The following is a 22,748-nucleotide window of genomic DNA, read 5'->3' on the forward strand; positions in this document are numbered from 1 at the left end:
AGTGACCTAGTTGCGTTCGGCCAACCGTTCAAGCTGCGCGCGCGCCTGCAACTGCACGTCCTGTGCGCGAATCCAGTCGGGCGAACCTGTGGGAAGGGCCTGTTCCGCGGCGCTGGCGTTCATCAGCGCGCCTTGCGGATTGCCCGCCATGATCTGCTGTTCGGCGCTGGCGAGCCGTGCGCGCGGTGTGTCGCCTCGCTGGCCGTAAACGACGCTTAACTGGTACCAGGCGAAGGGGTTCTCGCGGTCACGCCCGATGGCCGCGCGCAGCACGCTTTCAGCCTCGTCGAGATTGGCCGGATCCTCTGTCGCGATCAGGGCATGACCCAGGATGCTGGCGATCAACGGGTTGGAGCCGGTCAGGCGGGTCGCTTCGCGCAGCGGTGGCAGCGCCTCGCTCACGCGGCCCGATTCGAGCAGCACCTGGCCCTTCAGTTCGAGGAAATAGGGGTTGTGCGGTTCTATCGCGATAAGCGCGTCCACTTCGGCCAGCGCTTCCTCGATGCGGGCATCCTTATGATAGGCGTAGGCGCGGGCGTAGCGCGCAGGCACGTCTGTCAGGTAGGTCGGGAAGGCGACCAGTGTGCGTTCGGGCGTGGCGAGGTAGCCGTACAGCTTGGCCTTGGCGCGCTCGAAACGGCGCTGGAGATCCGGGTCGGTGGGCGTATTCCAAGCGGGATCGACGACGTAATCCTCCCGCAAGCGGGCGATACGATTGCCTGATAAGGGGTGGGTGCGGCCGTATTCACGTTCCTGGTTCTGGCTGATGCCGCGGCGGAATTCGAAATTCTGCAAACGCTCGAAGAAGGTCAGGCTGCCTTGCCCGCTGATCCCTGCATCGCTGAGGAATTGCGCACCTGCGGCATCGGCGCTGGCTTCCTGGGTGCGGCTGAACGACAGGAAACTGCCCATTGCCGCCTGCTGGCCCGCCGCAATGATGCCCATGGCGGCTTCACCGCCGCCCGCCAGCGCTGCGGCGGCTGCAAGCAGTGCAGAGAGCAAGGTGATGCGTGTCGCATTGCCCGCGCCCTCGGAATAGCGGTTGATATGTCCGCCGGTGATGTGGCCAAGCTCGTGCGCCAGCACGCCCTGGACTTCGCCCGCGTCGTCTGCCTCGTTGAGCAAGCCCGAATGGACGAAAATCCGTTGCCCGCCAGCGACGAAAGCGTTGATCGAATTGTCATTCACCAGCACCACTTCGACCGCGCCTTCGCCAAGCCCGGCAGCTTCTGCCAGCGGATCGACCATGTCCTGCAACAGCGCTTCGGTTTCGGCATCGCGCAAGATGCTTATGCCTTGCGCCGCGACAGGCTGGGTGACCATCGCCATGGCAGCGATGATTGCCAGGAGCTTCGCCATCAGGCGAGCGAGGTGTCTTGCGGAAACTGGAATGGCTTTTCGCGTCATATGAAGCGTGCGTAGCGCGTCGTGCGCTGAACGGAAACTGAAGATCAGCGCGCAGGGCTTTCGCCGGATGCTGCTTCCTTCGCGGTTTCAACCTCTTCGACGGTGCGCACGATCTGTTCGGTTTCCCCGCCCGGCGTGAAGCCGAGCTGCTGCAGGAAATCGACGCCCTGTGCGTAAGTTTCGCCCAGCCAGAGCGGCACGCCGGACTTTTCGATCGCCGCTTTCGCGACTTGCTCTTCAGGCGTGAATTCCTCGCCTGCCGCCTGCCGCAGGAAAATCGCTGCGATCCGGCCGGGATGTGCCTCGATCGCGTGGGCAAATGCCGGTAGGTCGCCCTGCGTATCATCGCCGATCAGGGCGAATTGCATTTCCGGATACATCGTCAGAATCGAAGCAATTGCCGCTTCCTTGTGCGCGCCATGACTGCTGCCGCCCAGCGTCTGGCGATTGAAGCCCCAGTCGCGCAGCATGAGCGGTCCGAGCGGCAGACCCTTCAGCCGCTGGAATGCGACGAGGTAGGAAAACAGGTTCCACGGGCTGGAGGAGATGTAGAAGAACGGACGATGGGTAGCGGGCATCAGCCTCTCACCATGCAGATCGCCTTCCGCCGTAACTGCTCCCCCGCCCAGCGCGCCGAAGAAGGTGTCGGCTTCGGGTACGGCGATGCGTTCGTGCGGCAATTGCGCGAACACGCGCTTCCAGTTGCGCGCGATCTTGCGCGGGCTGCCAGTGATGCCAGTTTCGATGATCGTGTCGTCGATGTCGGATATTACCGCCAGCGTGCTGCTGCGTCCGGGCACAAGTACATAGGCATCTGCGCATTGCGGACCCTGGCTGTTGAGCCAGTGGAGTTGTACGACTTCCCAAGCGGGATGTTTTGGCAAGTCCCAATCGGGCGACAGGGCGATGTCGAAATGGACGAAGCCTTCGCGGTCGGTCGTCGCTGCGTGATCGAGCAGCACGCCTTCCGGGCCGTTCACGACGAGCCTGACCTCGACGCCCTCCACTTCGCGGCTGGCGAATTGCGCGACCATTGTGCGCAGCGCCTTCCAGCGCGATCCTTCGCCGAATGCTCCCGGAGCGGAGCGCAGTGCGCGGGCTGAAAGCACCATCCGCTGCGCGCTGCGGTAGCCAAAATAGGGTTGCAGGCGGGTCGAAACCTTGCGCGATAAAACCATGCGGGCACAGCTAGCCAATCAGGCGCGGCTTGCCCACAGTCTTGGCTCGAAAATTGACTTGTAAGGCCAGGCGGCCCGGTCAGTCGACCAGGCTGCGTGCCGCTTTCTCGATCAGTCCCGCATTGCCCGGAACTTCGCCAAGGACGACGACTTCCCCATCCTCGGTGCGGCGAACCATTACGAGCGCGAACTCCTCGCCCTCCACCGGCACGGCGTCGAAACTGCGCGGTTCGATCGCGCGCAGCTTTCTGGCGGTTGTCTTGCGCGGACCCTTGCGGGCGGGACGCGGTGCTGCACCCTTGGCTGTGCGGCGGAACGCACGTTCCTCTGCAACGACGCCCTTCAAGCCACCTTCTGCCTGCGCGAGGTGTTCGCCGAGCGAACCCTGCGCAATTTCGAGACGCTTCGCATAGGTCAGCACGGTGGCGTATTCGGTGAGCCGCGTCTTGTCGTAATCCGCACCGAACACGAGCTTCACGATGGGGGTCATCGGAGCGCGTTGTTGCATGGCAATGCCAGCATCTTCGAGAATTTCGGCGAAATCTTCAGGCGCAGCGGCGGCGGCAATGGCGAAATCCCATGCGCGGCCGACTGCATCGTACAATGCGCTGCGGGTACGTTCTTCGCTGGTCTTGGCGCGCTGCGCCATTTCGCGAGCGGCAGCCAGCCAGTCGGCAAGTTCGACCGGGGCGATGTCTTCAGCTGACGGCATTTCGCCGTCTTCGTCGGAATAGTCGGAAAGCGGAGCGGGCGCCGGGCCACTACCCGACATGAGACCGGACTGGCCGGTCAGATCAAAGGAGGGACGCGGCACGTCACCTTCGTCGTCATGGAGCTTGGACGGGCCATCGGCCCAGTTCGTCAAATCATTGCCACGCGGCTGGCGTTCGCCATGGGCGATGCCATCTTCGAGCGCCTGGTCGATTTCCAGCAGCAGCGCGTCGGCTGAACGCGAATCCGCCATCTCTTTCCAGTTGATCACGCCGTAGATGAAATCGATCGTCTCATCATCGCTGGAGAATGGCAGCAGAATGCCGCGATACAGGATGGTGGAACCGGCGTTGTTGACGAATTCGGCTTCAAAACCGATCGGCGACTGGTTCGCAAGGATCTGCATGTAATGGTCGGTAATACGCGACAGCAGCGAGCGCGGCGGCACTTCCGACAGGCGTTGCGGCGGCTTTTCGAGATCGGTGCATTCGGCGGCGAGGAGGTCGCCGATGAAGGCAATGCTAGGATCGTCTACGCCGGTCGAGAAATCGAGCAATACGCTGTTCGGACCAAAGTCGGGCAGAAGCGTGGGATCGAGATCGTCGATGGCAGGAAAATTGCGGTCTTCGAGAAGGCTGGCCCAGAAATTATAGGCGCGCACTTGCATACGGCGCTCGTCACTGCCGATGGCCGGAGGCGGACCGTCGTGAACCGCATCTTCCTCATCATGCAAATCGGCATCGAGCGTGCTGAATCCGTCGAGATCCAACGCGTCGTGCGTATCGATATTGCCACGCAAACTGTCCATGCCCAAAAGCCTTTCCCTGGGTTGCAGGGCTCCTTTTGGCGCGACGTGGTAAATATTCCGTAAAGTTGCGCCGATTTCTGACCGTTATTCAACGATCACCTGCGGCATCGCGCAGTTAACCGGCGCAAGAGGCGTGCTTTCGCCTAGAGCATGTAGCGCATGCGGATAGACTGCCGGATCGGAGCAGAATCGACGGTAAAGGCCGCATCGTCAAAGTCGGGCGGGCCCATGCGCACGCGGGCATCGCGCGAAAAACCGAATCCCTCGGTCGGCATCATGCCCAGCGCGCGGTCGGCACGGCCATTATCGTTCTCATCGTGCAAGAGCGCGATGGCATAGGTGCCGGGCGCCACATTGTTGAACCGCAGCACCGTAGCCTCGCCGGCAGGCACTATCACGCGGTATCCCTGCGCCGCATCCTGGCAGCGAGGAAAGCGATCCTCGTCACGGGTCATGCAAGCGCGAACTACCCCGTCACTATTGCGCAAATTGGTGATTTCCACCGTCACTCGCGCACCGGTCGGTCCAGCCTGAAGCGGCGCGGCGAACACGCCGGTAATCGCCAGCGCTGCAATCAGGGCCGCGTTGCGGGCTGGCCCAATCCCTTGTCGGTTTTGCACAAATGATCCCAAAATCTGAAGTAGAGGCCGAAATTGCAGCGATATTCGTCGTGATGCCGCTGGTGATGGCTTGCTGTTATCAGCCATTTGCCTGCTGGCGGATGAACAATCCAGTGCGGAAACATCTCCCACCCCATGTGATTGGTCACGCCCATTACCGTCATGATCGCCAGTACGAGGCCGAGAATGCCGACATGGATAGGGATCAGGAATACCAGCGCGGGAATGACTATGGCGCCGGTCAACGCCTCGATCGGATGGAAACTCATCGCCGCCCAGGCAGTCGGCGGGCGGCTGGCATGGTGGACGGCGTGGGCGGCGCGGAACCATGCGGGCCGGTGCATCAGGCGGTGGGTCCAGTAAAACCAGGTGTCATGCGCGAACAGGTAAAGGAACAGCGAGAGCGGCAGATACCACAGGGGGAAGGCGCCGAGATCGGTGTAGATGCGCGTCCAGCCATGGTTGTGCCAGCCCCATGCGACCACGCCAGCAGGCACGCCGTAGATCGCTGCCGAGGCGAGCGACCAGTAGATTTCCTTGCGTATCTGCGGATCGAGCCCGTCGTACAGCCCCGGACGCACCTTTGCGGTCGCCATGGCAAAAAGGCCGCTGGTCAAGAGGTAGCGCACTGCGACGATGGCCGTCATGACGAGGGCGGACAGGATGATGGCGGCGAGCATGTTGGCCAGCATTATGCCGCGCGTGCGAACATACCTCCAGCCCGAAAACGTTATCCGGCCAGATCGCTGCCCCAATTGGCGCATTGCAGGTCGAGCGAGACAAGCTGGCGTCGCATCGACGTGCGCGCCAGGCGCTCGACCTCGACCCGGCGGCGAGCGGCGGCGAGCGGGTGGCTGGGGGCGGGGCGCACGATTTCAGCGTCATATTCATCGGCCACGATTACACCGCAGCAATCGGGCCGGTAGTCCGCGCTTTCGAGTATCTTGCGATCGAGTTCGGGCGGAAGGCCCCAATAGAAGCGGTCGCAGAAATCGAGATAGTCGGGCCATTTGCCATCGCCCAGCAAATCGCCACGCGCAGTCTTGACCTCCACGATCACGATCTTGCCCTTGGCATCGATTCCCATCAGGTCCGCTCGCCGGCCATTGCGCAGCGGCATTTCGGTGAGCGCCCAGATCCCGTTACGCGCAAACAGCCGGCAAATTCCCCGGCATACCGCTCGCGAGCGCAGGGCAAATTCATCAGCGGATTGCGATTGGGGGCGGGCAGTTAGCGAATCGGACATGACCCATGATTGGAACGTAATAGGAACATCGTCAAGCGGGGAGGTGACTCCCTGCTTGGCAATCAGCCTTCGCCAAGCTCTGCCAATTCGCGTTCGAGTTCCGCCACGGCACGCTCGATTTCGGCAAACTTGTAAGGTTTGGGGACGAAGGTGACCGCTCCAAGATCCGCTGAGGTGTCTGGTCCGCCCGACAGGATAGCGAAGGGAATCGCGCGGCTTTTCAATTCTTCTGCAATGGGATCGCCGCGCTCTCCGTTCAGGTGCATATCGAGCAGCACGCAATTGCACTCAACGCCGCGTATTGCAGCAAGAGCTTCGGCATTGCCGGTGGCGACGCCGGCGACATGAACGCCAAGCTCGTCCAGCATGTCTTCCAGCATCATGGAAAGGAGGAGCTCGTCCTCTACAACGAGGACACGCAATTTCTCAGGCATTCACGCCTCCGGCATCCTGCGCTTCTTCTTGCGATTTCGCGCGGCATTGCACGCCCAGCCTGTCGAGCTTCTCGAGCAATTTCTTGGTGTTGTACGGCTTTCCGATAACGCCCGTGCATCGATCACCGTCAAACCGCGCAACCAGGCCCTCGGTTTCCTGTGCGGCGATCAGGATAGGCAGGTCTGCGTGCAGGGAGCGGATCTTCAACGCCAGGTCCTCACCGCCCTTTTGTGCGTGATCAGAATTGAGGAATATGGCGTCGTAATTGCCTCGTGCTGCACGCACCCGGTTGAGCGCCTCTCCCTCTGTCTGGGCCTCGTCCACGGTATATCCCGCATCGATCAGGCCTTCGGCAGCATACATGCGCAAGGTGGGATCATCGATGGCCAATAATATCCGGCCTGTTCGGCCCTTCTCCAGGACATCGGCGATTTTCCGCGCGAGCACCTGGTAGGTGAAAGGCTTGGAAATCATTTCCACGCCTTCATCCAGGCGCCCACCATGAACGATGGCGTTGCGTGTATAGCCGCTGGTATAAAGAACCTTGATGTCGGGCTTCAGGCTTCTCACCTGTTCGGCCAGTTCGCGGCCTGTCATTCCCGGCATCACCACATCGGTAAACAGCAGGTCGATTGTCTCGAGGCCCTCGTTCTCGAAAATACGCAAGGCCGAAGGTCCGTCATGGGCCTCGAGGACTTCGTAACCCAGCTCGCGAAGGCACTCCACGGTGTAGGACCGGACATCGTCATCGTCCTCGACGACCAGGATTGTTTCCTCCGCAGCGCTGACCTCGATCGAATTGTCCGGCTCCACTTCGACATCGTCCTGGGAATCGCTGACCAGGCGCGGAAGATAGAGTTTTACCGTCGTGCCTTGGCCTTCCTCGCTGTAGATATTCACGTGGCCGCCTGACTGCTTGGTGAAGCCATAGACCATCGACAGCCCCAGACCGGTGCCTTTGCCGACTTCCTTGGTAGTAAAGAACGGTTCGAACACGCGCGCCACGGTGTCTTTCGACATGCCGCAGCCGGTGTCTGTCACCGCGATTACGACGTATTGGCCCGGGGCAACTTCGGCGTGGTCGGCCGAATAGGCTTCATCCAGCCGCGCATTCGTCGTCTCGATCGTAAGCGTGCCGCCATTGGGCATCGCGTCGCGCGCGTTGACCGACAGGTTGAGAATGGCGGATTCGAGCTGGTTGGGGTCGGCTTCCACGCGCCACAGGCCCGGACTTGTCACGACTTCCAGCTTGACCGTCTCGCCCAACGCTCGCTGGACCATGTCGGACATGCCGGTAACCAGCCGATCGGCATCCAGCGCCTTTGGAGCCAGCGGCTGGCGCCTCGAGAACGCAAGAAGCCTCTGGGTCAGGGCGGCGGCGCGTTCGGCACCCTTGAGGGCATTGGCAAGCGCTCTTTGCAGGCGCGGATCGGGAGCTTGCGCGCGGCGCAAGGCCCGGTCAGCCATGTCGATATTGCCGGTCACGATGGTGAGAAGGTTGTTGAAATCGTGGGCAATGCCTCCGGTGAGTTGACCAACGGCCTCCATTTTCTGCGCCTGCCGCAGTGCCTCTTCCGCCTTGTTGCGTTCTGCGACCTCGTCAGCGACCCGGCGCTCAAGTTCCTCGTTAAGCTCACGCAGGGCATCTTCGGCACGGCGACGCTCGGTCAGGTCCAGCATGGCCCCGATCATGCGCACTGCTTTGCCGCGATCGTCCCGAATAACGAATCCCCGGTCCAGCACATGCACCGTGCCGCCTTCCTTCGTGAGGAAGCGGTATTCGTCGCTCCAGTGACTATCGGCACCGTCGATTACCGCGTGAATACTGTGGCTGACCCGCTCGCGATCATCCGGATGGATATGGTCGATCCACCATTCGCCGGTAGGAATCACGTCGCTTTCGCCATATCCGAAAAGCGTTTCGATAGCCTCGTTCCACTGCACGGTATTGCTGGTGAGATCCCAGTCCCAGATCGCGTCATTGGTCGCCTTGATTGCCAGGCGGTAACGTTCTTCGGCTTCTTGCTGGGCAGCAGTGGCGGCCTTCTCCTCGGTTATGTCACGAGCTTCGATGACGGTTCCGACAGGGTTGCCACGATCGTTCAGCATGGGGCTGGCAGTAAACGCCACGGGATAGAAGGACCCGTCAGGCGCGACGAACAGTTCCTCGCCGCTCATCTGCGCGCGCGCGGGGAAAGCGCGGTCGATCGGGCATTCCTCGATCGGATAGTGCGACCCATCCGGCTTCTTGTGGTGGACGACATCATGCAAGGGGCGATCCTGCATGTCGGCAAAGCTGTATCCGGTGAGCAGTTCGGCGGCGCGGTTGGCGTAAACGCAGTGCTGGTCCTCATCCATCAGGAACACGGCTTCGCGGGTATTGTCGAGAATGGCCTCCAGGCGACGCGTGGCCTCTTTGAGGGCGCGCTGGGTCCGGCGCTTTTCCTCGATGTCGAGCAAAACGCCCGAGAAGGTGACGGCGGTTCCGCTGTCGTCGCGATCGACCCTGCCGTTGGCTTCGATCCAGTAATACCGGCCGTCAGTCCGCCTGACGCGATAGCGATGCGCATAGGCGCCCCCGCTTTCAATGGCCTTGTTGATCGCCGTTATCAGCTCATCCTTGTCCTCCGGGTGGACCGTTGCAACGATCTGCTCGAGGGAAAGCCCTTCGCGCCCCAAGGCGCGGGGGATCCCGAATGTCTCGGCGAATGCCTCGTCGACGGTGAACTGGTCCGTCTTTAAATCCCAGAACCACGTTCCGATGATAGCGCCTGCATCAAGCGCCAGCTGGACCCGTTCCGCGTCAGTCCGCGCCGCCGCTTCGCTGTCGCGCAAGGCACGCTCTGCCATGATCTGGCCGGTGATTTCCTGGCATACGCAGAAGAAGCCGGCGGTCTCGTCCCCGTCGCCGCGCACCGGAGTGTAAGAGAACGCAAAGTGTGTTTCCTCACGGAAACCCTTCCGCTCCATCCACAGTTCGATGTCATTGTCCTGAACCGGAATGCCGCTCTCGGCTTTTTCGACAATTGGGATCAAATCATCACGAATTTCGTGCCAGACATCGAGAATGTTCTGCCCGAATGCCGCAGGGTGCTTTTGCGCGAGGATTTCACTGTAGGGATCGTTGTAGATTATCGTCCGGTTCTTGCCCCAGACGACGAACATCGGCTGGCCCGATCCCATCATCACGTCGACTAGCGTGCGCAGCTGAATGGGCCAGGTCTCAGGATGACCGATCCCGGTTTTTTCCCAATTGCACTGCCGCATTAGTTCCGCGATTTCGCTGCCGGAGCCGTGCTTGCTTTCGTCCCTATCCAACTCGCTATCTTTCAGATTTTCGACGATGCAGGCTCATGCACTATTCGCGCCATCGCTCCCAAAGTCATCCCTGATTTCAGATGCCTATCGGCAAGTGTCGTCAATAAATGAACGGATGGACCGATGAGTTCCCGTCAGCTGGTCAATTTTTGCCCATGGCTATCTGCGCGCCATCCCTCGACGGGCACCGCGCCAACGCCTCGACCGTTTTGAGGGATCAAACTGCGAGGAACTGGCGCACCCGACAGGATTCGAACCTGTGACCTCTGCCTTCGGAGGGCAGCGCTCTATCCAGCTGAGCTACGGGTGCTGATGCGATCAGTATCGTGCGGGGGCGATTAGCAATGCCTTTGGCTCGCGCCAAGCCAAAAGCTACTCGCCCGGGCTAGCTCCAGCCCTTTTCGAGGAATTCGACTGCGCAGCCCGCGAGGAAAGCCGCACCCTTCGGCATGACGCTTTCGTCCACCACCATGCGGCTGGAATGAAGTCCGCAGCAGCCCTGCCAGTCGACGCCTTCTGCCGCTACGCCGAGGAAAAACATCGCGCCCGGCACTTTTTCGAGCACATATGAGAAGTCCTCGGCTGTCATGGGTGGGGCGGGGCGCGTCGCCCACGGCTCTTCGCCGCCAAGGTCGAGTGCCACCTGCTGGCCGAGCGCGACGGCACGGGCATCGTTGATCGTGGGCGGGAAGCCGGGGGTGACGGTGACTTCGGCTTCGCATTGATGCGCCCTTGCAATATTCTCGGCTACTTGCCGCACGGCATCCTGCATCGCGGCGCGCCGCTCGGGCGAGAGGTTGCGCATGGTGCCGAGCAGGTAAACGCTATCGGGGATGATATTGTTGGCGGTGCCCGCCTCCATCTTGCCGATTGTCAGCACACTCGCTTCGGTCGCGGCGAAGCGGCGGGTAATCATGGTCTGCAACGCGATCACGATCTCCGCACCGACCGGGACAGGATCGATGGCGTTGAACGGCATCGAGGCGTGGCCACCGCGCCCCTTCACGGTGATTTCCAGCACATCGGCTGAGGCCATCATCGCGCCCACGCGGCCCTCAATGCGGCCATGGGGCGCGTTGGGCCAGACATGCAGCGCGAAGGCAGCATCGGGCAATGGGTAGTCCGCCGTTCCGCCAAGCAGGCCGTCATCCAGCATGAAACGCGCGCCGTGATAGCCTTCCTCGCCCGGCTGGAACATGAAACGCACTTCGCCTGCAAGATCGTCTGCGCGGGCCGCCAAGATGCGCGCTGCGCCCGCAAGCATGGCGGTGTGCGCATCATGGCCGCATGCGTGCATCCGCCCGGGGATGGTCGAGGCGAATTCGAGGCCGGTATGCTCATCCATCGGCAGCGCATCCATGTCGCCGCGCAGCAACGCGCTGGGACCCGCCCGTGCGCCTTTGAGCACCGCCACGGCCCCGGTGCAGGACGGTCCTTCGCGCCATGTCAGCGGCAGGTCAGCCAGCGCCGCCTTGACCTTTGCCAGCGTCCTGGGCGTTTCCAACCCAAGCTCCGGCTCGGCATGGATGGCACGGCGCAGGGCGGTGATTGCATCACTCTCGCCCATTGCGGCGTTGAGCAGCGTGGCAGTCAACATGGTTTTACTCCGGGATGATCATGCTTGGACGAAAAAGGGAGCGATCAAGCTACGCCTTGCAGGTGCGAACGTCGCTCCCCATCTTTGCGTGCTCACATTTGTACCTTTTTTCTGCTGAATGGCGAATAGTGATATATCGCAGTATTTGTTGCGCTGCGACGACAGTTCGACGTCAAATTTAAAAAGGTCATAGCAAACACGGCAAGGCAATGTGTAAGGCGAATTCGTAATGCAACACAGCATCCATCTTTTCGAGCGCTTGCCGCAGATCGAAGCCCGTCCAGCGACGGTGAATGATGGCGCCTTTCCGCCTGTCCGCAGTAAACCGCTTGTCGGCCTGATCCGCAACGGGCGTAGCTATCACAACGGCGGTGGCAGCCCGGTAGAGGGTCCCAGCCATAACGCTGCTGTGTCGCATGGCGCGCTCGGCGAAGTGATCGTCACCGCGCCGCAAGAGCGTAGCGACCTTGTCGAAATACTGGCCGATTTTGCCGCGCGCCGTGTCGATTGCATTGCGATCGATGGTGGTGACGGGACCGTACGCGATGTCCTGTCCTGCGGGGCAGGCATCTTCGGGGAAAGCTGGCCGACCCTCATCGTCCTGCCGCATGGCAAGACCAATGCCTTGGCGCTCGACTTGGGCATTCCGGTCGACTGGACGCTCGAACAGGCATTGGCGGCTATCCAGAACGGCAAGATCGAACGCCGGCAGCCGCTTGTCATTACGCAGAAGGATAATTCCGGAGCGCAGGTGCGCGGCTTCATCATGGGTGCCGGTATCTTCAACCGCTGTATCGCACTGGGCCAGCGCTCGCATGATTTCGGCGCATTCAATGCGGCGGTGGTCGGCCTGACGACGGCCTGGAGCGTGCTGCAGGCCTTTTTCGGCAGCGGCAACAATCCTTGGCGTCGCGGAACGCGGATGCGGCTGCGTACCGGCGAGGGCAAGGAGGTGGAGCATCTGGGCGGGCTTCCGGCCGATGAGCGCTATCTGCTGTTTGCATCCACGCTCAAGAAATTTCCTGCGGGGCTGAATCCCTTTCGCGGTCTCGACAAGACAGTGCGCGTTGCACTGCTCGACAATCCCGGCCGCGGTCTGCTGTTGCGAATAGGTGCGTTGATGCGCGGCACCGCCAGTGCCGCCACCCGCCGTCGCGGCGGTCATGTGTTCGACGGCGAAGCGCTCGACCTTGAACTGTCGGGCCGTTTCATTCTCGATGGCGAGTCGTTCCCGGCGGGCCATTACCGGCTCAATGCAGGTGCCAAGCTGCGTTTCGTCGTGCCGTGAGCCTGACGGGCCGCGTCGAAACGGCGCTGGACCGTCAAGTTGATCCTGCCATTTCCGCTTTTGCCGCACGTCTCGGGAATGAGGCGCGGGCCAAGGCCGTATTGTTCTACGGGTCCAACCTGCGCACTGGATCGCTCGAAGGCGTGCTCGATTTCTATGTACTGACCTATGGCGAGCCGGAACGCGGACTGTGGCCGACAGTATCCTACCGCGAATGGGATCATGACGGGCAGACCCTGCGCGCCAAGATTGCGACCATGACCTTTGCCAAATTTGCCTATGCGGCGGGCGGCCAGTCGCGCGACTCCACGATCTGGGCGCGCTTCGTCCAGCCCAGCGCGCTGGTGTGGTGTGACGACGCGGGTGACGAAGGTTTGTCATGCCGTGAGGATGTGCGCGATGCCATCGAGGGTGCAGTCGCGACCGCCGCCAGACTGGCAGTGGCTCTTGGCCCGCAGAGCGGCAGCGAGGAGGATTACTGGCGCGCGCTCTTCAGGGAAACCTACAAGGCCGAACTGCGCGTCGAAAAACCCGGCCGCGAGGACTCGATACTCGAGCTGAATGCCGCGCATTTCGACGGATTGCTGCCCGCTGCGTTGGACTCGGCGCAGACATCGTACAAACGCGAAGATGGTATCCTGACACCAGCCATGCCGGCCGATCGGAAAGAGCGCCTGCAAAAGAAATGGAGCCGCGCGCGCCGCTGGGGCAAGCCGCTCAATATCGCTCGCCTTTTACGCGCTACCCGGACTTTCGAGGGTGCCGGGCGCTACGCCGCGTGGAAAATCGAGCGGCATACGGGCGTGAAGGTCGAAGTAACTTCGTGGCGCGAACGGCATCCGGTGCTCGCGGCGCCGGGCGTGCTCTGGAAGGTCTGGCGCGCGAAACGCCAGACCTGACCGGAACCACCTACATGTAGCGCATCCGGATCGACATGGTCTTCACTTCGCGCCCGATCGAAAAGCGAGTGCGATCGATGCTCGGGCGGCCGAGGTTGAAGATGTTAATGCTGGGGTTGTTCGACATGCCGCCGCCATCGGTGCGCAGATCGGTGCTGCCATTGCCGTTGACATCGTGTCGTATGGCTATGGCGTAATCGCCTGCCGCAGGGACCGGCATGCAGACCTGCCGCGAGCCTTGCCGGGCAGGCACTTCGATGCGGTGCAACCAGCGGCCGCTTTCCAGCCAGTCCTCGCGCGTTCCGCGATAAAGCTGGATGCGCAGCGTACCCGAAGAGGATTCGATATCGGTGATGTTGATCCAGACGGCGGGACCGGCGCCCTGGCACGGTGCGATCGAATGGCGCAATTCCTGGCGATATTGCTGCGCGCTGGCCGGCATGGAAAGCCCCAGCGCGGTCAACGCGCCAAGCAAGGCAGCGCCGGAAAGGCGGAGATTGCGAGTAATCGTCATGTCGTATCGTAAACCCTGTATTTGCTTGCCGGACCCCGGCCAATCGTGCCCCTGGCGCAAGAATGATCGTCATGATGCCAAAGTCCTGCACCCATGTGACCGCATTCCCGACAGGTCCGTGATTAGGTGCCATCTGACCAAATTCCACTGAACATTGGCTGAAGAGCTCTGTCAGCTACGTAAAACCTTGAGTTTTCCCCCGCCATTGTTCGAAAACAGCCCCTCTCCTCCTTGAGCGGCGAATCGCGCATCTTTATCGCTGATTAAGCATATGACCGCTCCGCTGATCTCTCCTTCCATCCTTTCGGCCGACTTTGCGCGGCTGGGTGAAGAAGTGCGCGCGATAGACGAGGCGGGCTGCGACTGGGTCCATGTCGATGTGATGGATGGCCATTACGTGCCCAATCTCACCATCGGGCCCGACGTCGTGAAGGCATTGCGCCCGCATACGTCCAAGACCTTTGACGTGCACCTGATGGTGTCGCCGGTCGACAACTGGCTGGAGGCCTTTGCCGAGGCAGGCGCGGACATCATCACCGTGCATCCGGAAGCTGGCGCGCATGTCCACCGCACGGTGCAGGCGATACGCGGGCTGGGCAAGAAAGCGGGCATCTCGCTCAACCCCGGCACCGAAGTTGACCGGCTCGACTACCTGCTCGAGGAAATCGACCTCGTGCTGATCATGAGCGTCAATCCCGGCTTTGGCGGGCAGAGCTTCATTTCCTCGCAGCTGCGCAAGATCGAAGCCGTGCGCTCCATGATAGAGCGTGGCGGGCACGATGTGCTGATCGAAGTCGATGGCGGGGTGAACCCCACAACCGCTCGGCAATGCGTAGATGCGGGGGCTGATGTGCTGGTAGCGGGTTCAGCCACGTTCAAGGGTGGTCCGGAACACTACGCCGCCAATATCGCTGCCTTGCGCGGGAGTCCTGCATGAACGCCCAAGTGCCCGGCTTGCGAAGCCGTGAGCGCGCGGCGGAAAACACTGTGCCACGGCAGATGGCGATCCCGCTCGACATGCCGGGCGAGGAATTGCTGGTCGAGGACGAGCGCCGAGAAATCGAAACGCCCGAACTGCCGCCAGCACTCGAAATTTCGGATGCGCCGGATGCTCCGGATACGCATGAGACAATCGCCGCCGACCGCGCTCTGGTGCTCACCGATTTCGATCCGCCTGCCATCTCTGCAGCCGAACGGTTCGTGCGCATGGCCTATCGGCTCGGCGTGCCCGGCAGCACGCTTGCCTCTCCCTTCCGGAAACCTGCCCGCACGCGCCTGCTGGCAACCGTAGAAAGCACCCTGCAGGGCGAGCGCGCGGCGGGCATGGCCTTGCGGGCCGGGCATTTCTTCGTCCACGGGGTCAAGTCGCCGATCGCGCAGGTCGATTTTGGTCCGACCGCCAAGGCTACCCCGCCATTGGAGCGGGTCGTGCATGGCTTCACCTGGCTGCGCGATCTCGATGCCTGTGCGCCGCGCCCCCAGTGCACTGCCGTTGCCGAGCGCATCCTGGCGAGCTGGCTGAAGGCCAATCCGCGTCCGGGCAAGGGCCCTGCATGGAAGATCGAACATGCCGGACTGCGGCTGCTTGGCTGGCTGGTCCATGCGCCGCTGATCCTTTCGGCGCAGGACAAGGGCTTTCGCCAGGACATGCTGGCGACGATTGAAGAAACCGCACGCTGGCTTGATCGCAATGTCACCCGTGCGCCTGAACGCATGGAAGAGATTGCAGGCTGGTGCGCGATTACCGCTGCCGGATTGCTGCTCTCCGATGGCAAGCCGCGCCGCCTGTTTGGCGAGGCCGGGCTGGCGCGCGCGCTCGGCGAGCTGGTGGGCGATGATGGCGGCGTGTTGTCGCGCAGCCCCGTCGCGCAGATGCAGGCGATCGAACTGCTGGTGGAATTGTCCGCCTGCTACCGCGCAGCCAAGCGCGGGATTCCCGACGCTATCGGAGCCGTGTTGTCGCTGCTCGTCCCGCCGCTGCTGGCGCTGACCCACGGCGATGGCGGGCTGGGAAGCTGGCAGGGCGGTGCGGCGGTGCCGGCCGACCGGCTGGCTGCGCTGATCGAGGCGAGCGGCGTGCGCGCTCGCCCCCTGCGCGAGCCGCGCGGCTGGGGCTACCAGCGCCTCAGCGCGAAGCCTGCCGTGCTGCAGGTCGATGCCTCCCCGCCGCCGCTGGGTCGCCATGCGCGCACCGGTTGCGCATCGACACTCGCCTTCGAATTCAGCCACGGCGACCATCGCCTGATCGTGAATTGCGGCGGTGCCGCGCTGGCAGGCGGGCAGGTGCCCATCCGAATCGAGCAGGGCCTGCGCGCAACCGCCGCGCATTCCACGCTGGTTCTGGGCGATGCGAATTCCACTGCGGTGCTGCTCAACGGCAAGCTGGGCGGCGGCGTTGGCGAGGTCGAGATCGACCTGCGCACGGTGGACCTCGGCAATGGCAGCGCGCGGCGGCTTGAGGCCACGCACGACGGTTACGGCCAGCGCTTCGGCCTGCTCCACAAGCGCATTCTGATCCTGCGCGATGACGGCAGCGAATTGCGCGGCGAGGATGTGCTCGTGCCGTCGGGTCGCAAGGGCAAGCGCGGCAAGGTTCCGTTCGCCATCCGCTTCCACCTTGGTCGCCATGTCGAGGCGACATTGAGCGACAACAAGCGCGGCGCGAGCCTGCTGCTGCCCGATGGCAGCCTGTGGCAATTCGTGACCGGCGCATCCGAGATCGAAATCGAAGAAAGCATGTGGGTCGATGGAAATGGACGCCCGCATCCGGTACAGCAGCTGGTGATCCAGGGACTCGCCTCGCGCGGCGGTGGCAACTTCTCCTGGCTGCTCAAGCGAATGGGATAGAAATACACGCATGACTGACGTTGCGATTAAGCGGGCACTGCTTTCGGTGTCCGACAAGACCGGCATAGTCGAACTCGCCAGCCGGCTGGCCAAGGCAGGGGTCGAGCTGGTGTCCACCGGTGGCACTGCCAAGGCGCTGCGCGATGCGGGCCTGCAGGTGCTCGACGTGTCGGACGTGACCGGCTTTCCCGAGATGATGGACGGGCGAGTGAAGACGCTCCACCCGATGATCCATGGCGGCCTTCTGGCGGTGCGCGACGATCCCGACCATGCCGAGGCGATGGACACGCATGATATCGGCGCGATCGACCTTGTCGTGGTCAATCTCTATCCCTTCGTGAACACCGTGATGAGCGGCGCGGATCGCGACACCATCATCGAGAATATCGATATCGGCGGGCCGAGCATGGTGCGCTCTGCCGCGAAGAACCATGCCTACGTTACCATTGTGACCGATCCGGAAGATTATCACGGATTGTATGACGAGCTGGCCGGGCACGACGGCGCGACCACGCTGGAATTTCGCAAGCGCATGGCTGCGAAAGCTTTTGCCGCCACCGCCGCCTATGATTCGGCGATCAGCAGCTGGTTTGCCTTTGCCGACCAGCAGGCCATGTTCCCCGATGCCCTCAGCATCGCCATGCAGCTTGGCTCGACGCTGCGATATGGCGAGAATCCGCACCAGATGGCCGCGCTCTACCAGCCCAACGGCCCGGCTTCTGCGGGCGTGCCACAGGCCGAACAGGTGCAGGGCAAGGAACTGTCCTACAACAATCTCAACGATGCCGACGCGGCGCTGGGACTGGTGGCTGAATTCCCCGCCAATACGCCTGCCATCGTGATCGTGAAACATGCCAACCCGTGCGGCGTGGCGCAGGCACCCACCTTGCTCGAAGCGTGGCAGAAGGCGCTGGCGTGCGACAGCGTGTCGGCCTTTGGCGGCATTGTCGCTGCTAACGTGCCGCTCGATGGTGCGACCGCCGAAGCAATTACGCAGATCTTCACCGAGGTTGTCATTGCCCCCGGCGTTGATGACGCGGCGCGGGAAATCTTCGCCGCGAAGAAGAACCTGCGCTTGCTGCTGCTCGAAGACCTGCCGGACCCGGCGCGTCCCGGCCTGGAAATGAAGACAATCGCTGGCGGAATGCTTTTCCAGTCACGCGACAACGGCGTGATCGGGGAAGCCGACCTCAAGGTTGTGACCAAGCGCCAGCCGACCCAGCAGGAAGTGACCGACGCGCTGTTCGCGTGGAAAGTCGCCAAGCACGTCAAATCCAACGCCATCGTATATGCCAGGGATAATGTGACGGCAGGTATCGGTGCAGGCCAGATGAACCGCCGCGATTCCTCGCGCATCGCAGCGGTGCGCGCAGCAGAAGCTGCCGAGGCCGCCGGATGGGATGCGCCGATGACCGTGGGCAGTGCAGTGGCTTCGGACGCCTTTTTCCCCTTTGCCGACGGCTTGCTGAGCGCGGTCGAGGCGGGCGCGACAATGGTGATCCAGCCGGGCGGCTCCATGCGCGACGAAGAAGTCATTGCCGCAGCCGACGAAGCCGGAATCGCGATGGTGTTTACCGGAATGCGCCACTTCAAGCACTGACCGGGTTGCCGCAGGCCCTCCTTTGACGCGATGTTAACCATACGCGGTGATTGGTCGTGGCTGAACGGCAGGCAACAGTGGAATTCAGTCGTTCGTAAGTAACCCGATGCTAATCGGAATACGAATACTGCTAGAACTGACCTCCTGCCGGACGACCCGACCATGACCTTCTTCTCCTCTGACCTGTTCCGCTCCTTTTTTCTGGGCTTTGGCGTAACCGCTGCCGTGCTTGTGGCGAATATCGTCCCACAGCTCGGAGGAACCTGATGCATTTTAAAGAAATTTTCGTTTCCATTGCCTTGGGAGCTAGTGCCCTTGCGCTGACATCGACCGGCGCTTCCGCCGAAACCTTCGATGCGCCCACCCCCACGCGCCAGGCCAACGAACGCGGGTTGCAGACAGCGATCTTCGCTGGCGGCTGTTTCTGGGGCGTCGAAGCTGTCTTCAGCCACACTCGCGGCGTGACGAGCGCGGTTTCCGGCTATCATGGCGACACCGCAGATAATGCGTCTTATGACCGAGTCTCGGGTGGCTATACCCGCCATGCCGAAGCCGTGCGGGTTGTCTACGACCCTTCGGTCGTGCGCTACGACCAATTGCTCGAAATCCTCTTCTCGGTTGTTGCCGACCCTACATTGCGCAACCGCCAGGGTCCTGACCGTGGCGCGCATTACCGTGCTGCGCTCATCCCCGTGACCGCCGAACAGCGCGCGGTCGCGCAAAGCTATATCCGCCAGATGGGCCGATCGGGCGTGTGGGACGATCCGATCGTCGTGCGCGTGGAAGATCACCGCCGCTTCTACGAGGCCGAGGAATATCATCAGGATTTCGCCCAGCGTAATCCGAACCACGGCTACATTCGCCGGTGGGATGCACCCAAGATCCGCGCGCTCCGGGCAAACTTCCCGCAGCTATACCGCGCGCGCTTCCGCACAGGCTGAGCCTTGCGCGATTGCCGAGCGGGGGGGCAGCGCCTATGTTGGCCCCATGGCAACGAAACATGATCATCACGAACATTCGGGCGACAAGCTGATTGAGGAAGCCGCATCGGTCCTGACCGAGGCCGGCGAACAATGGACAGCAATGCGCGCCGACGTGTTCCGAGCGCTGGCAGCGCAGGACCGCCCTGCCTCGGCCTATGATATTGCAGAGGATGTGGGCACGGCACGCGGCAAGCGCGTCGCGGCTAACAGCGTTTACCGCATCCTCGACCTGTTCGTGCGCACCAATCTCGCCAACCGGATCGAAAGCGCCAATGCCTATCTGGCAAATGCACACCCCGGATGCCGCCACGATTGCATCTTCCTGATCTGCGACGATTGCGGGCAGGCCGATCATTTCGACGATGACACTCTGACAGGTGCCCTGCGACAGGCTGGCCGTGACCACGGCTATTCCGATGTCCGTCCGGTGGTAGAGCTGCGCGGATTATGCCGGGACTGCGCTGGATAGTTAGCGCCCAACCGTGCATTTTTGTCGATCAAGCGTTCATCGACAGGCCAGATTTTCGCGTGTAGGAGTCAGCATATGACAGCTCCACGCCCGAACACCCCGCTGCTCGATACGGTCGATACACCCGCAGACCTGCGCAAGCTCAAGCCCGAGCAATTGCGCCAGCTTTCCGACGAACTCCGTACAGAAATGATCGACGCCGTCGGCTCGACCGGCGGACATCTGGGATCGGGCCTTGGCGTGGTCGAATTGACGACTGCCATCCATTACGTCTTCAACACGCCCGATGATCGCCTGATCTGGGACGTGGGCCACCAGGCCTATCCGCACAAGATACTCACCGGACGCCGCGAGCGTATCCGGACCTTGCGCCAGGGCGGCGGCCTGTCGGGTTTCACCAAGCGTAGCGAGAGCGAGTATGATCCGTTCGGCGCGGCGCACTCGTCCACCTCAATCTCGGCAGGGCTGGGTTTCGCGGTGGCGAACAAGCTGAACGACAAGCCGGGCAAGGCCATCGCTGTCATCGGTGATGGCGCGATGAGCGCGGGCATGGCCTATGAGGCGATGAACAATGCCGAGCAGGCAGGCAATCGACTGATCGTCATCCTCAATGACAATGACATGTCGATCGCACCTCCCGTCGGCGGGCTGTCGGCCTATCTGGCACGCATGGTATCCTCGAGCGAATATCTGGGCCTGCGCTCGCTCGCATCGAAAGTGGCCGCAAAGATCAGCCGCCGTGTGCACAATTCGCTGCACAAGGCCGAAGAATACACCCGCGGCATGGTCACCGGCGGCACTCTATTTGAAGAGCTGGGATTCTATTACGTCGGCCCGATCGACGGGCACAATCTCGACCACCTGATCCCGGTGCTGGAAAACGTGCGCGATAGCGAGCAGGGTCCGATCCTGGTCCACGTGGTCACAACCAAGGGCAAGGGCTACGCGCCCGCTGAAGACAGCGCGGACAAGTATCATGGCGTGCCCAAATTCGATGTCGTCACCGGCGAGAAGAAGAAAAGCGCAGCCGGTCCGCCCGCCTATCAGAACGTGTTCGGCGAAACACTCGCCAAGCTGGCGGATAATGACAAGCGCATCTGCGCCATAACCGCCGCCATGCCTAGCGGGACGGGCGTCGACAAATTTGCTGCCGCCCATCCCGACCGCAGTTTCGATGTCGGTATTGCCGAACAGCACGGCGTGACTTTCGCCGCTGGTCTCGCGGCGCAGGGAATGCGACCTTTCGCAGCGATTTACTCGACGTTCCTGCAGCGCGCCTACGATCAGGTGGTACATGACGTGGCGATCCAGAACCTGCCCGTGCGCTTTGCAATCGACCGTGCCGGTCTGGTCGGTGCAGATGGCGCAACCCATGCGGGCAGCTTCGATGTGACCTATCTCGCCAGCTTGCCCAACTTCGTGGTCATGGCCGCAGCGGACGAGGCCGAATTGGCCCATATGACTTACACCGCCGTAGAGTACGACAGCGGCCCGATCGCGTTCCGCTACCCGCGTGGTAACGGCGTGGGCGTGGAAATCCCCGAGACGCTGCAGAAGCTCGAAATCGGCAAGGGCCGTATCGTTCGCGGCGATGTGAGCGGCGGAAAGGTCGCCATCCTTTCACTCGGCGCGCGCCTCGGAGAAGCGAGGAAGGCCGCCGACCAGCTCGAGGCCAAGGGGCTTGCCACGACAATCGCCGACATGCGCTTTGCCAAGCCGCTTGACGAGGAGCTGATCCGCAAGCTCGCCGCGACGCACGATGTGCTGGTGACGGTGGAGGAAGCCTCGATTGGCGGTTTGGGCGCGCATGTCCTGACGATGGCCAGCGACGAAGGACTGATGGATGGTGGCCTGAAGATCCGCACCATGCGCCTGCCCGATACCTTCATCGATCATGACGATCCCGCGAAGCAGTATGACGAAGCACGGCTCAATGCCCCGCATATTGTCGAGACGGTGCTGAGCGCGCTGCGCCACAACAGCGCGGGCGTCGAAGAAGCGCGGGCCTAGAGGAGTAATGTGCAGCGGGGCCTGCGGATGATCGGCTACGTCATCCTTGGTCTGTTGCTTATCTATGGCGGGCTGATTGCGCTCGTCTATCTTAACCAGCACCGGCTGATTTACGCACCACCCGTTGCGCGCGGCGACATTCCCGCAGGATTTGGCCGCGTCACCTATGCCACCCCCGACAGGCTGGAGCTTGCCGCGGGGTATCGCCCTGCGCGCGAAGGTATGCCGACGCTGCTGTTCTTTCACGGCAATGCCGCCAGCTGGCAATCGTCTACCATGGTGACAGCGCGGTTGGCGGAACAGGGCTACGGTATTCTGGCAGCGGAATATCGTGGCTATTCGGGCAATCCCGGCACGCCATCGGAAATCGGCCTGTACGAAGACGCGCGCGGTGCGTGGCGCTTTCTGCGCGAGGATCAGGGGCTGGCCGAAAACGATATCGTGCTTGTCGGCAATTCGGTGGGGGCGGGTGTCGCCACCCAACTCGCGACAGAAGTGCGCGCGCGGGCGCTTGTGCTGATCTCGCCCTTCGACAGCCTGGAAGAAACCGCTGCGCGCAAGCTGCGCTGGCTGCCGGTGCGCCTGTTGTTGAGTGATCGCTTTGCCAACGACCAGAAACTGCCTGAGATCGGTGAACCGATCCTGATCCTGCATGGCGAGGAGGACTCGCTCATCGCGCTGGAGCAGGCGCAGGCGCTGGCTTCGGTGCGCGACGACACCGTGATCCAGACCTATCCCGGTTGGGGTCACGACCTTGTGGTTCACGAACCGGTGCAGGACCGGATCGCGGCATTTCTCGAACAGCCTCAAAACTAGGC

19 protein-coding genes and 1 tRNA gene are annotated in these 22,748 nt (G+C 62.2%); 9 read left to right on the forward strand and 11 right to left on the reverse strand.

From position 1 onward, the window contains the following. Nucleotides 1-6 precede the first annotated feature (6 nt). The 10 genes from AAC850_RS08530 to AAC850_RS08575 all read right to left on the reverse strand — a co-directional run bounded on the left by AAC850_RS08530 (nt 7) and on the right by AAC850_RS08575 (nt 11,320). Nucleotides 7-1,359 (reverse strand): M48 family metalloprotease, encoded by a 1,353-nt coding sequence (locus AAC850_RS08530; protein WP_340588288.1) that lies wholly within the window; start codon nt 1,357-1,359, stop codon nt 7-9. A gap of 92 nt (nt 1,360-1,451) precedes the next feature. Continuing rightward, nucleotides 1,452-2,585, reverse strand: coding sequence for a phosphatase domain-containing protein (locus AAC850_RS08535; protein ID WP_340588289.1), 1,134 nt, complete (start codon nt 2,583-2,585; stop codon nt 1,452-1,454). 79 nt (nt 2,586-2,664) lie between these two features. Beyond that, complete coding sequence (locus AAC850_RS08540) at nt 2,665-4,104, reverse strand: PAS domain-containing protein (protein ID WP_340588290.1); 1,440 nt, start codon at nt 4,102-4,104, stop codon at nt 2,665-2,667. A 143-nt stretch (nt 4,105-4,247) separates the two neighbouring features. Continuing rightward, entirely contained in the window at nt 4,248-4,724 is a 477-nt protein-coding gene (locus AAC850_RS08545) for a DUF2141 domain-containing protein (protein ID WP_340588291.1), read from the reverse strand. Continuing rightward, a complete protein-coding gene (locus AAC850_RS08550) occupies nt 4,679-5,404 on the reverse strand; it encodes a sterol desaturase family protein (protein ID WP_340588551.1) in 726 nt (241 codons plus the stop codon). The genes AAC850_RS08545 and AAC850_RS08550 overlap by 46 nt, the downstream gene beginning before the upstream one ends. 50 nt (nt 5,405-5,454) lie before the next feature. After that, entirely contained in the window at nt 5,455-5,970 is a 516-nt protein-coding gene (locus AAC850_RS08555) for an MmcB family DNA repair protein (RefSeq protein ID WP_340588292.1), read from the reverse strand. A 62-nt stretch (nt 5,971-6,032) separates the two neighbouring features. Beyond that, nucleotides 6,033-6,404 (reverse strand): response regulator, encoded by a 372-nt coding sequence (locus AAC850_RS08560; RefSeq protein ID WP_340588293.1) that lies wholly within the window; start codon nt 6,402-6,404, stop codon nt 6,033-6,035. After that, entirely contained in the window at nt 6,397-9,723 is a 3,327-nt protein-coding gene (locus tag AAC850_RS08565; RefSeq protein WP_340588294.1) for a PAS domain S-box protein, read from the reverse strand. Before AAC850_RS08565 ends, AAC850_RS08560 begins: the two co-directional genes overlap by 8 nt. A gap of 233 nt (nt 9,724-9,956) precedes the next feature. After that, a tRNA-Arg gene (locus AAC850_RS08570) sits at nt 9,957-10,033 on the reverse strand. 75 nt (nt 10,034-10,108) lie between these two features. Continuing rightward, on the reverse strand, nt 10,109-11,320 hold the full coding sequence (locus AAC850_RS08575; protein WP_340588295.1) for a M20 metallopeptidase family protein: 1,212 nt from the start codon (nt 11,318-11,320) through the stop codon (nt 10,109-10,111). A 229-nt stretch (nt 11,321-11,549) separates the two neighbouring features. On the opposite strand from AAC850_RS08575, the gene AAC850_RS08580 reads away from it, so the two are divergent. Together AAC850_RS08580 and AAC850_RS08585 are read left to right on the forward strand one after the other, a co-directional pair. Beyond that, nucleotides 11,550-12,608: a diacylglycerol/lipid kinase family protein gene (locus AAC850_RS08580; RefSeq protein ID WP_340588296.1), complete on the forward strand. Its 1,059-nt coding sequence runs from the start codon at nt 11,550-11,552 to the stop codon at nt 12,606-12,608. Then, nucleotides 12,605-13,507, forward strand: coding sequence for a hypothetical protein (locus AAC850_RS08585; RefSeq protein WP_340588297.1), 903 nt, complete (start codon nt 12,605-12,607; stop codon nt 13,505-13,507). The genes AAC850_RS08580 and AAC850_RS08585 overlap by 4 nt, the downstream gene beginning before the upstream one ends. Nucleotides 13,508-13,517: 10 nt before the next feature. Here the strand turns inward: AAC850_RS08585 and AAC850_RS08590 are convergent, their stop codons facing one another. After that, nucleotides 13,518-14,021: a DUF2141 domain-containing protein gene (locus AAC850_RS08590; RefSeq protein ID WP_340588298.1), complete on the reverse strand. Its 504-nt coding sequence runs from the start codon at nt 14,019-14,021 to the stop codon at nt 13,518-13,520. A gap of 271 nt (nt 14,022-14,292) precedes the next feature. On the opposite strand from AAC850_RS08590, the gene rpe reads away from it, so the two are divergent. The 7 genes from rpe to AAC850_RS08625 all read left to right on the forward strand — a co-directional run bounded on the left by rpe (nt 14,293) and on the right by AAC850_RS08625 (nt 22,746). Continuing rightward, nucleotides 14,293-14,958 carry a ribulose-phosphate 3-epimerase gene (rpe, locus tag AAC850_RS08595; RefSeq protein WP_340588299.1) on the forward strand — a complete coding sequence of 222 codons (666 nt, stop codon included), beginning with the start codon at nt 14,293-14,295 and terminating at the stop codon, nt 14,956-14,958. Then, the gene (locus tag AAC850_RS08600; protein WP_340588300.1) at nt 14,955-16,868 is read left to right on the forward strand and encodes a heparinase II/III family protein; all 1,914 of its coding nucleotides are present in this window, start codon (nt 14,955-14,957) and stop codon (nt 16,866-16,868) included. Before rpe ends, AAC850_RS08600 begins: the two co-directional genes overlap by 4 nt. A gap of 10 nt (nt 16,869-16,878) precedes the next feature. Then, on the forward strand, nt 16,879-18,468 hold the full coding sequence (gene purH / locus AAC850_RS08605) for a bifunctional phosphoribosylaminoimidazolecarboxamide formyltransferase/IMP cyclohydrolase (protein ID WP_340588301.1): 1,590 nt from the start codon (nt 16,879-16,881) through the stop codon (nt 18,466-18,468). Nucleotides 18,469-18,734: 266 nt separating this feature from the next. Then, nucleotides 18,735-19,409, forward strand: a complete 675-nt coding sequence (msrA, locus tag AAC850_RS08610) for a peptide-methionine (S)-S-oxide reductase MsrA (protein ID WP_340588302.1) — start codon at nt 18,735-18,737, stop codon at nt 19,407-19,409. A 46-nt stretch (nt 19,410-19,455) separates the two neighbouring features. Next, a complete protein-coding gene (locus tag AAC850_RS08615; RefSeq protein ID WP_340588304.1) occupies nt 19,456-19,920 on the forward strand; it encodes a Fur family transcriptional regulator in 465 nt (154 codons plus the stop codon). 75 nt (nt 19,921-19,995) lie between these two features. Then, a complete protein-coding gene (dxs, locus tag AAC850_RS08620) occupies nt 19,996-21,930 on the forward strand; it encodes a 1-deoxy-D-xylulose-5-phosphate synthase (RefSeq protein WP_340588305.1) in 1,935 nt (644 codons plus the stop codon). 9 nt (nt 21,931-21,939) lie between these two features. Continuing rightward, the gene (locus AAC850_RS08625) at nt 21,940-22,746 is read left to right on the forward strand and encodes an alpha/beta hydrolase (protein WP_340588306.1); all 807 of its coding nucleotides are present in this window, start codon (nt 21,940-21,942) and stop codon (nt 22,744-22,746) included. Nucleotides 22,747-22,748: the final 2 nt, after the last annotated feature.

This window comes from Erythrobacter alti, from assembly GCF_037996805.1.
Lineage (GTDB): Bacteria > Pseudomonadota > Alphaproteobacteria > Sphingomonadales > Sphingomonadaceae > Alteraurantiacibacter > Alteraurantiacibacter alti.

Bases quoted from the DNA above. Each gene is read 5' to 3' on its own strand.
- AAC850_RS08535 (WP_340588289.1), bottom strand. From the start codon at position 2,585: ATGGTTTTATCGCGCAAGGTTTCGACCCGCCTGCAACCCTATTTTGGC.
- AAC850_RS08550 (WP_340588551.1), bottom strand. From the start codon at position 5,404: ATGCTCGCCGCCATCATCCTGTCCGCCCTCGTCATGACGGCCATCGTC.
- AAC850_RS08555 (WP_340588292.1), bottom strand. From the start codon at position 5,970: ATGTCCGATTCGCTAACTGCCCGCCCCCAATCGCAATCCGCTGATGAA.
- AAC850_RS08530 (WP_340588288.1), bottom strand. From the start codon at position 1,359: ATGGCGAAGCTCCTGGCAATCATCGCTGCCATGGCGATGGTCACCCAG.
- AAC850_RS08575 (WP_340588295.1), bottom strand. From the start codon at position 11,320: ATGTTGACTGCCACGCTGCTCAACGCCGCAATGGGCGAGAGTGATGCA.
- AAC850_RS08590 (WP_340588298.1), bottom strand. From the start codon at position 14,021: ATGACGATTACTCGCAATCTCCGCCTTTCCGGCGCTGCCTTGCTTGGC.
- AAC850_RS08580 (WP_340588296.1), top strand. From the start codon at position 11,550: ATGCAACACAGCATCCATCTTTTCGAGCGCTTGCCGCAGATCGAAGCC.
- AAC850_RS08600 (WP_340588300.1), top strand. From the start codon at position 14,955: ATGAACGCCCAAGTGCCCGGCTTGCGAAGCCGTGAGCGCGCGGCGGAA.
- AAC850_RS08560 (WP_340588293.1), bottom strand. From the start codon at position 6,404: ATGCCTGAGAAATTGCGTGTCCTCGTTGTAGAGGACGAGCTCCTCCTT.
- purH (WP_340588301.1), top strand. From the start codon at position 16,879: ATGACTGACGTTGCGATTAAGCGGGCACTGCTTTCGGTGTCCGACAAG.
- AAC850_RS08615 (WP_340588304.1), top strand. From the start codon at position 19,456: ATGGCAACGAAACATGATCATCACGAACATTCGGGCGACAAGCTGATT.
- rpe (WP_340588299.1), top strand. From the start codon at position 14,293: ATGACCGCTCCGCTGATCTCTCCTTCCATCCTTTCGGCCGACTTTGCG.
- AAC850_RS08540 (WP_340588290.1), bottom strand. From the start codon at position 4,104: ATGGACAGTTTGCGTGGCAATATCGATACGCACGACGCGTTGGATCTC.
- dxs (WP_340588305.1), top strand. From the start codon at position 19,996: ATGACAGCTCCACGCCCGAACACCCCGCTGCTCGATACGGTCGATACA.
- msrA (WP_340588302.1), top strand. From the start codon at position 18,735: ATGCATTTTAAAGAAATTTTCGTTTCCATTGCCTTGGGAGCTAGTGCC.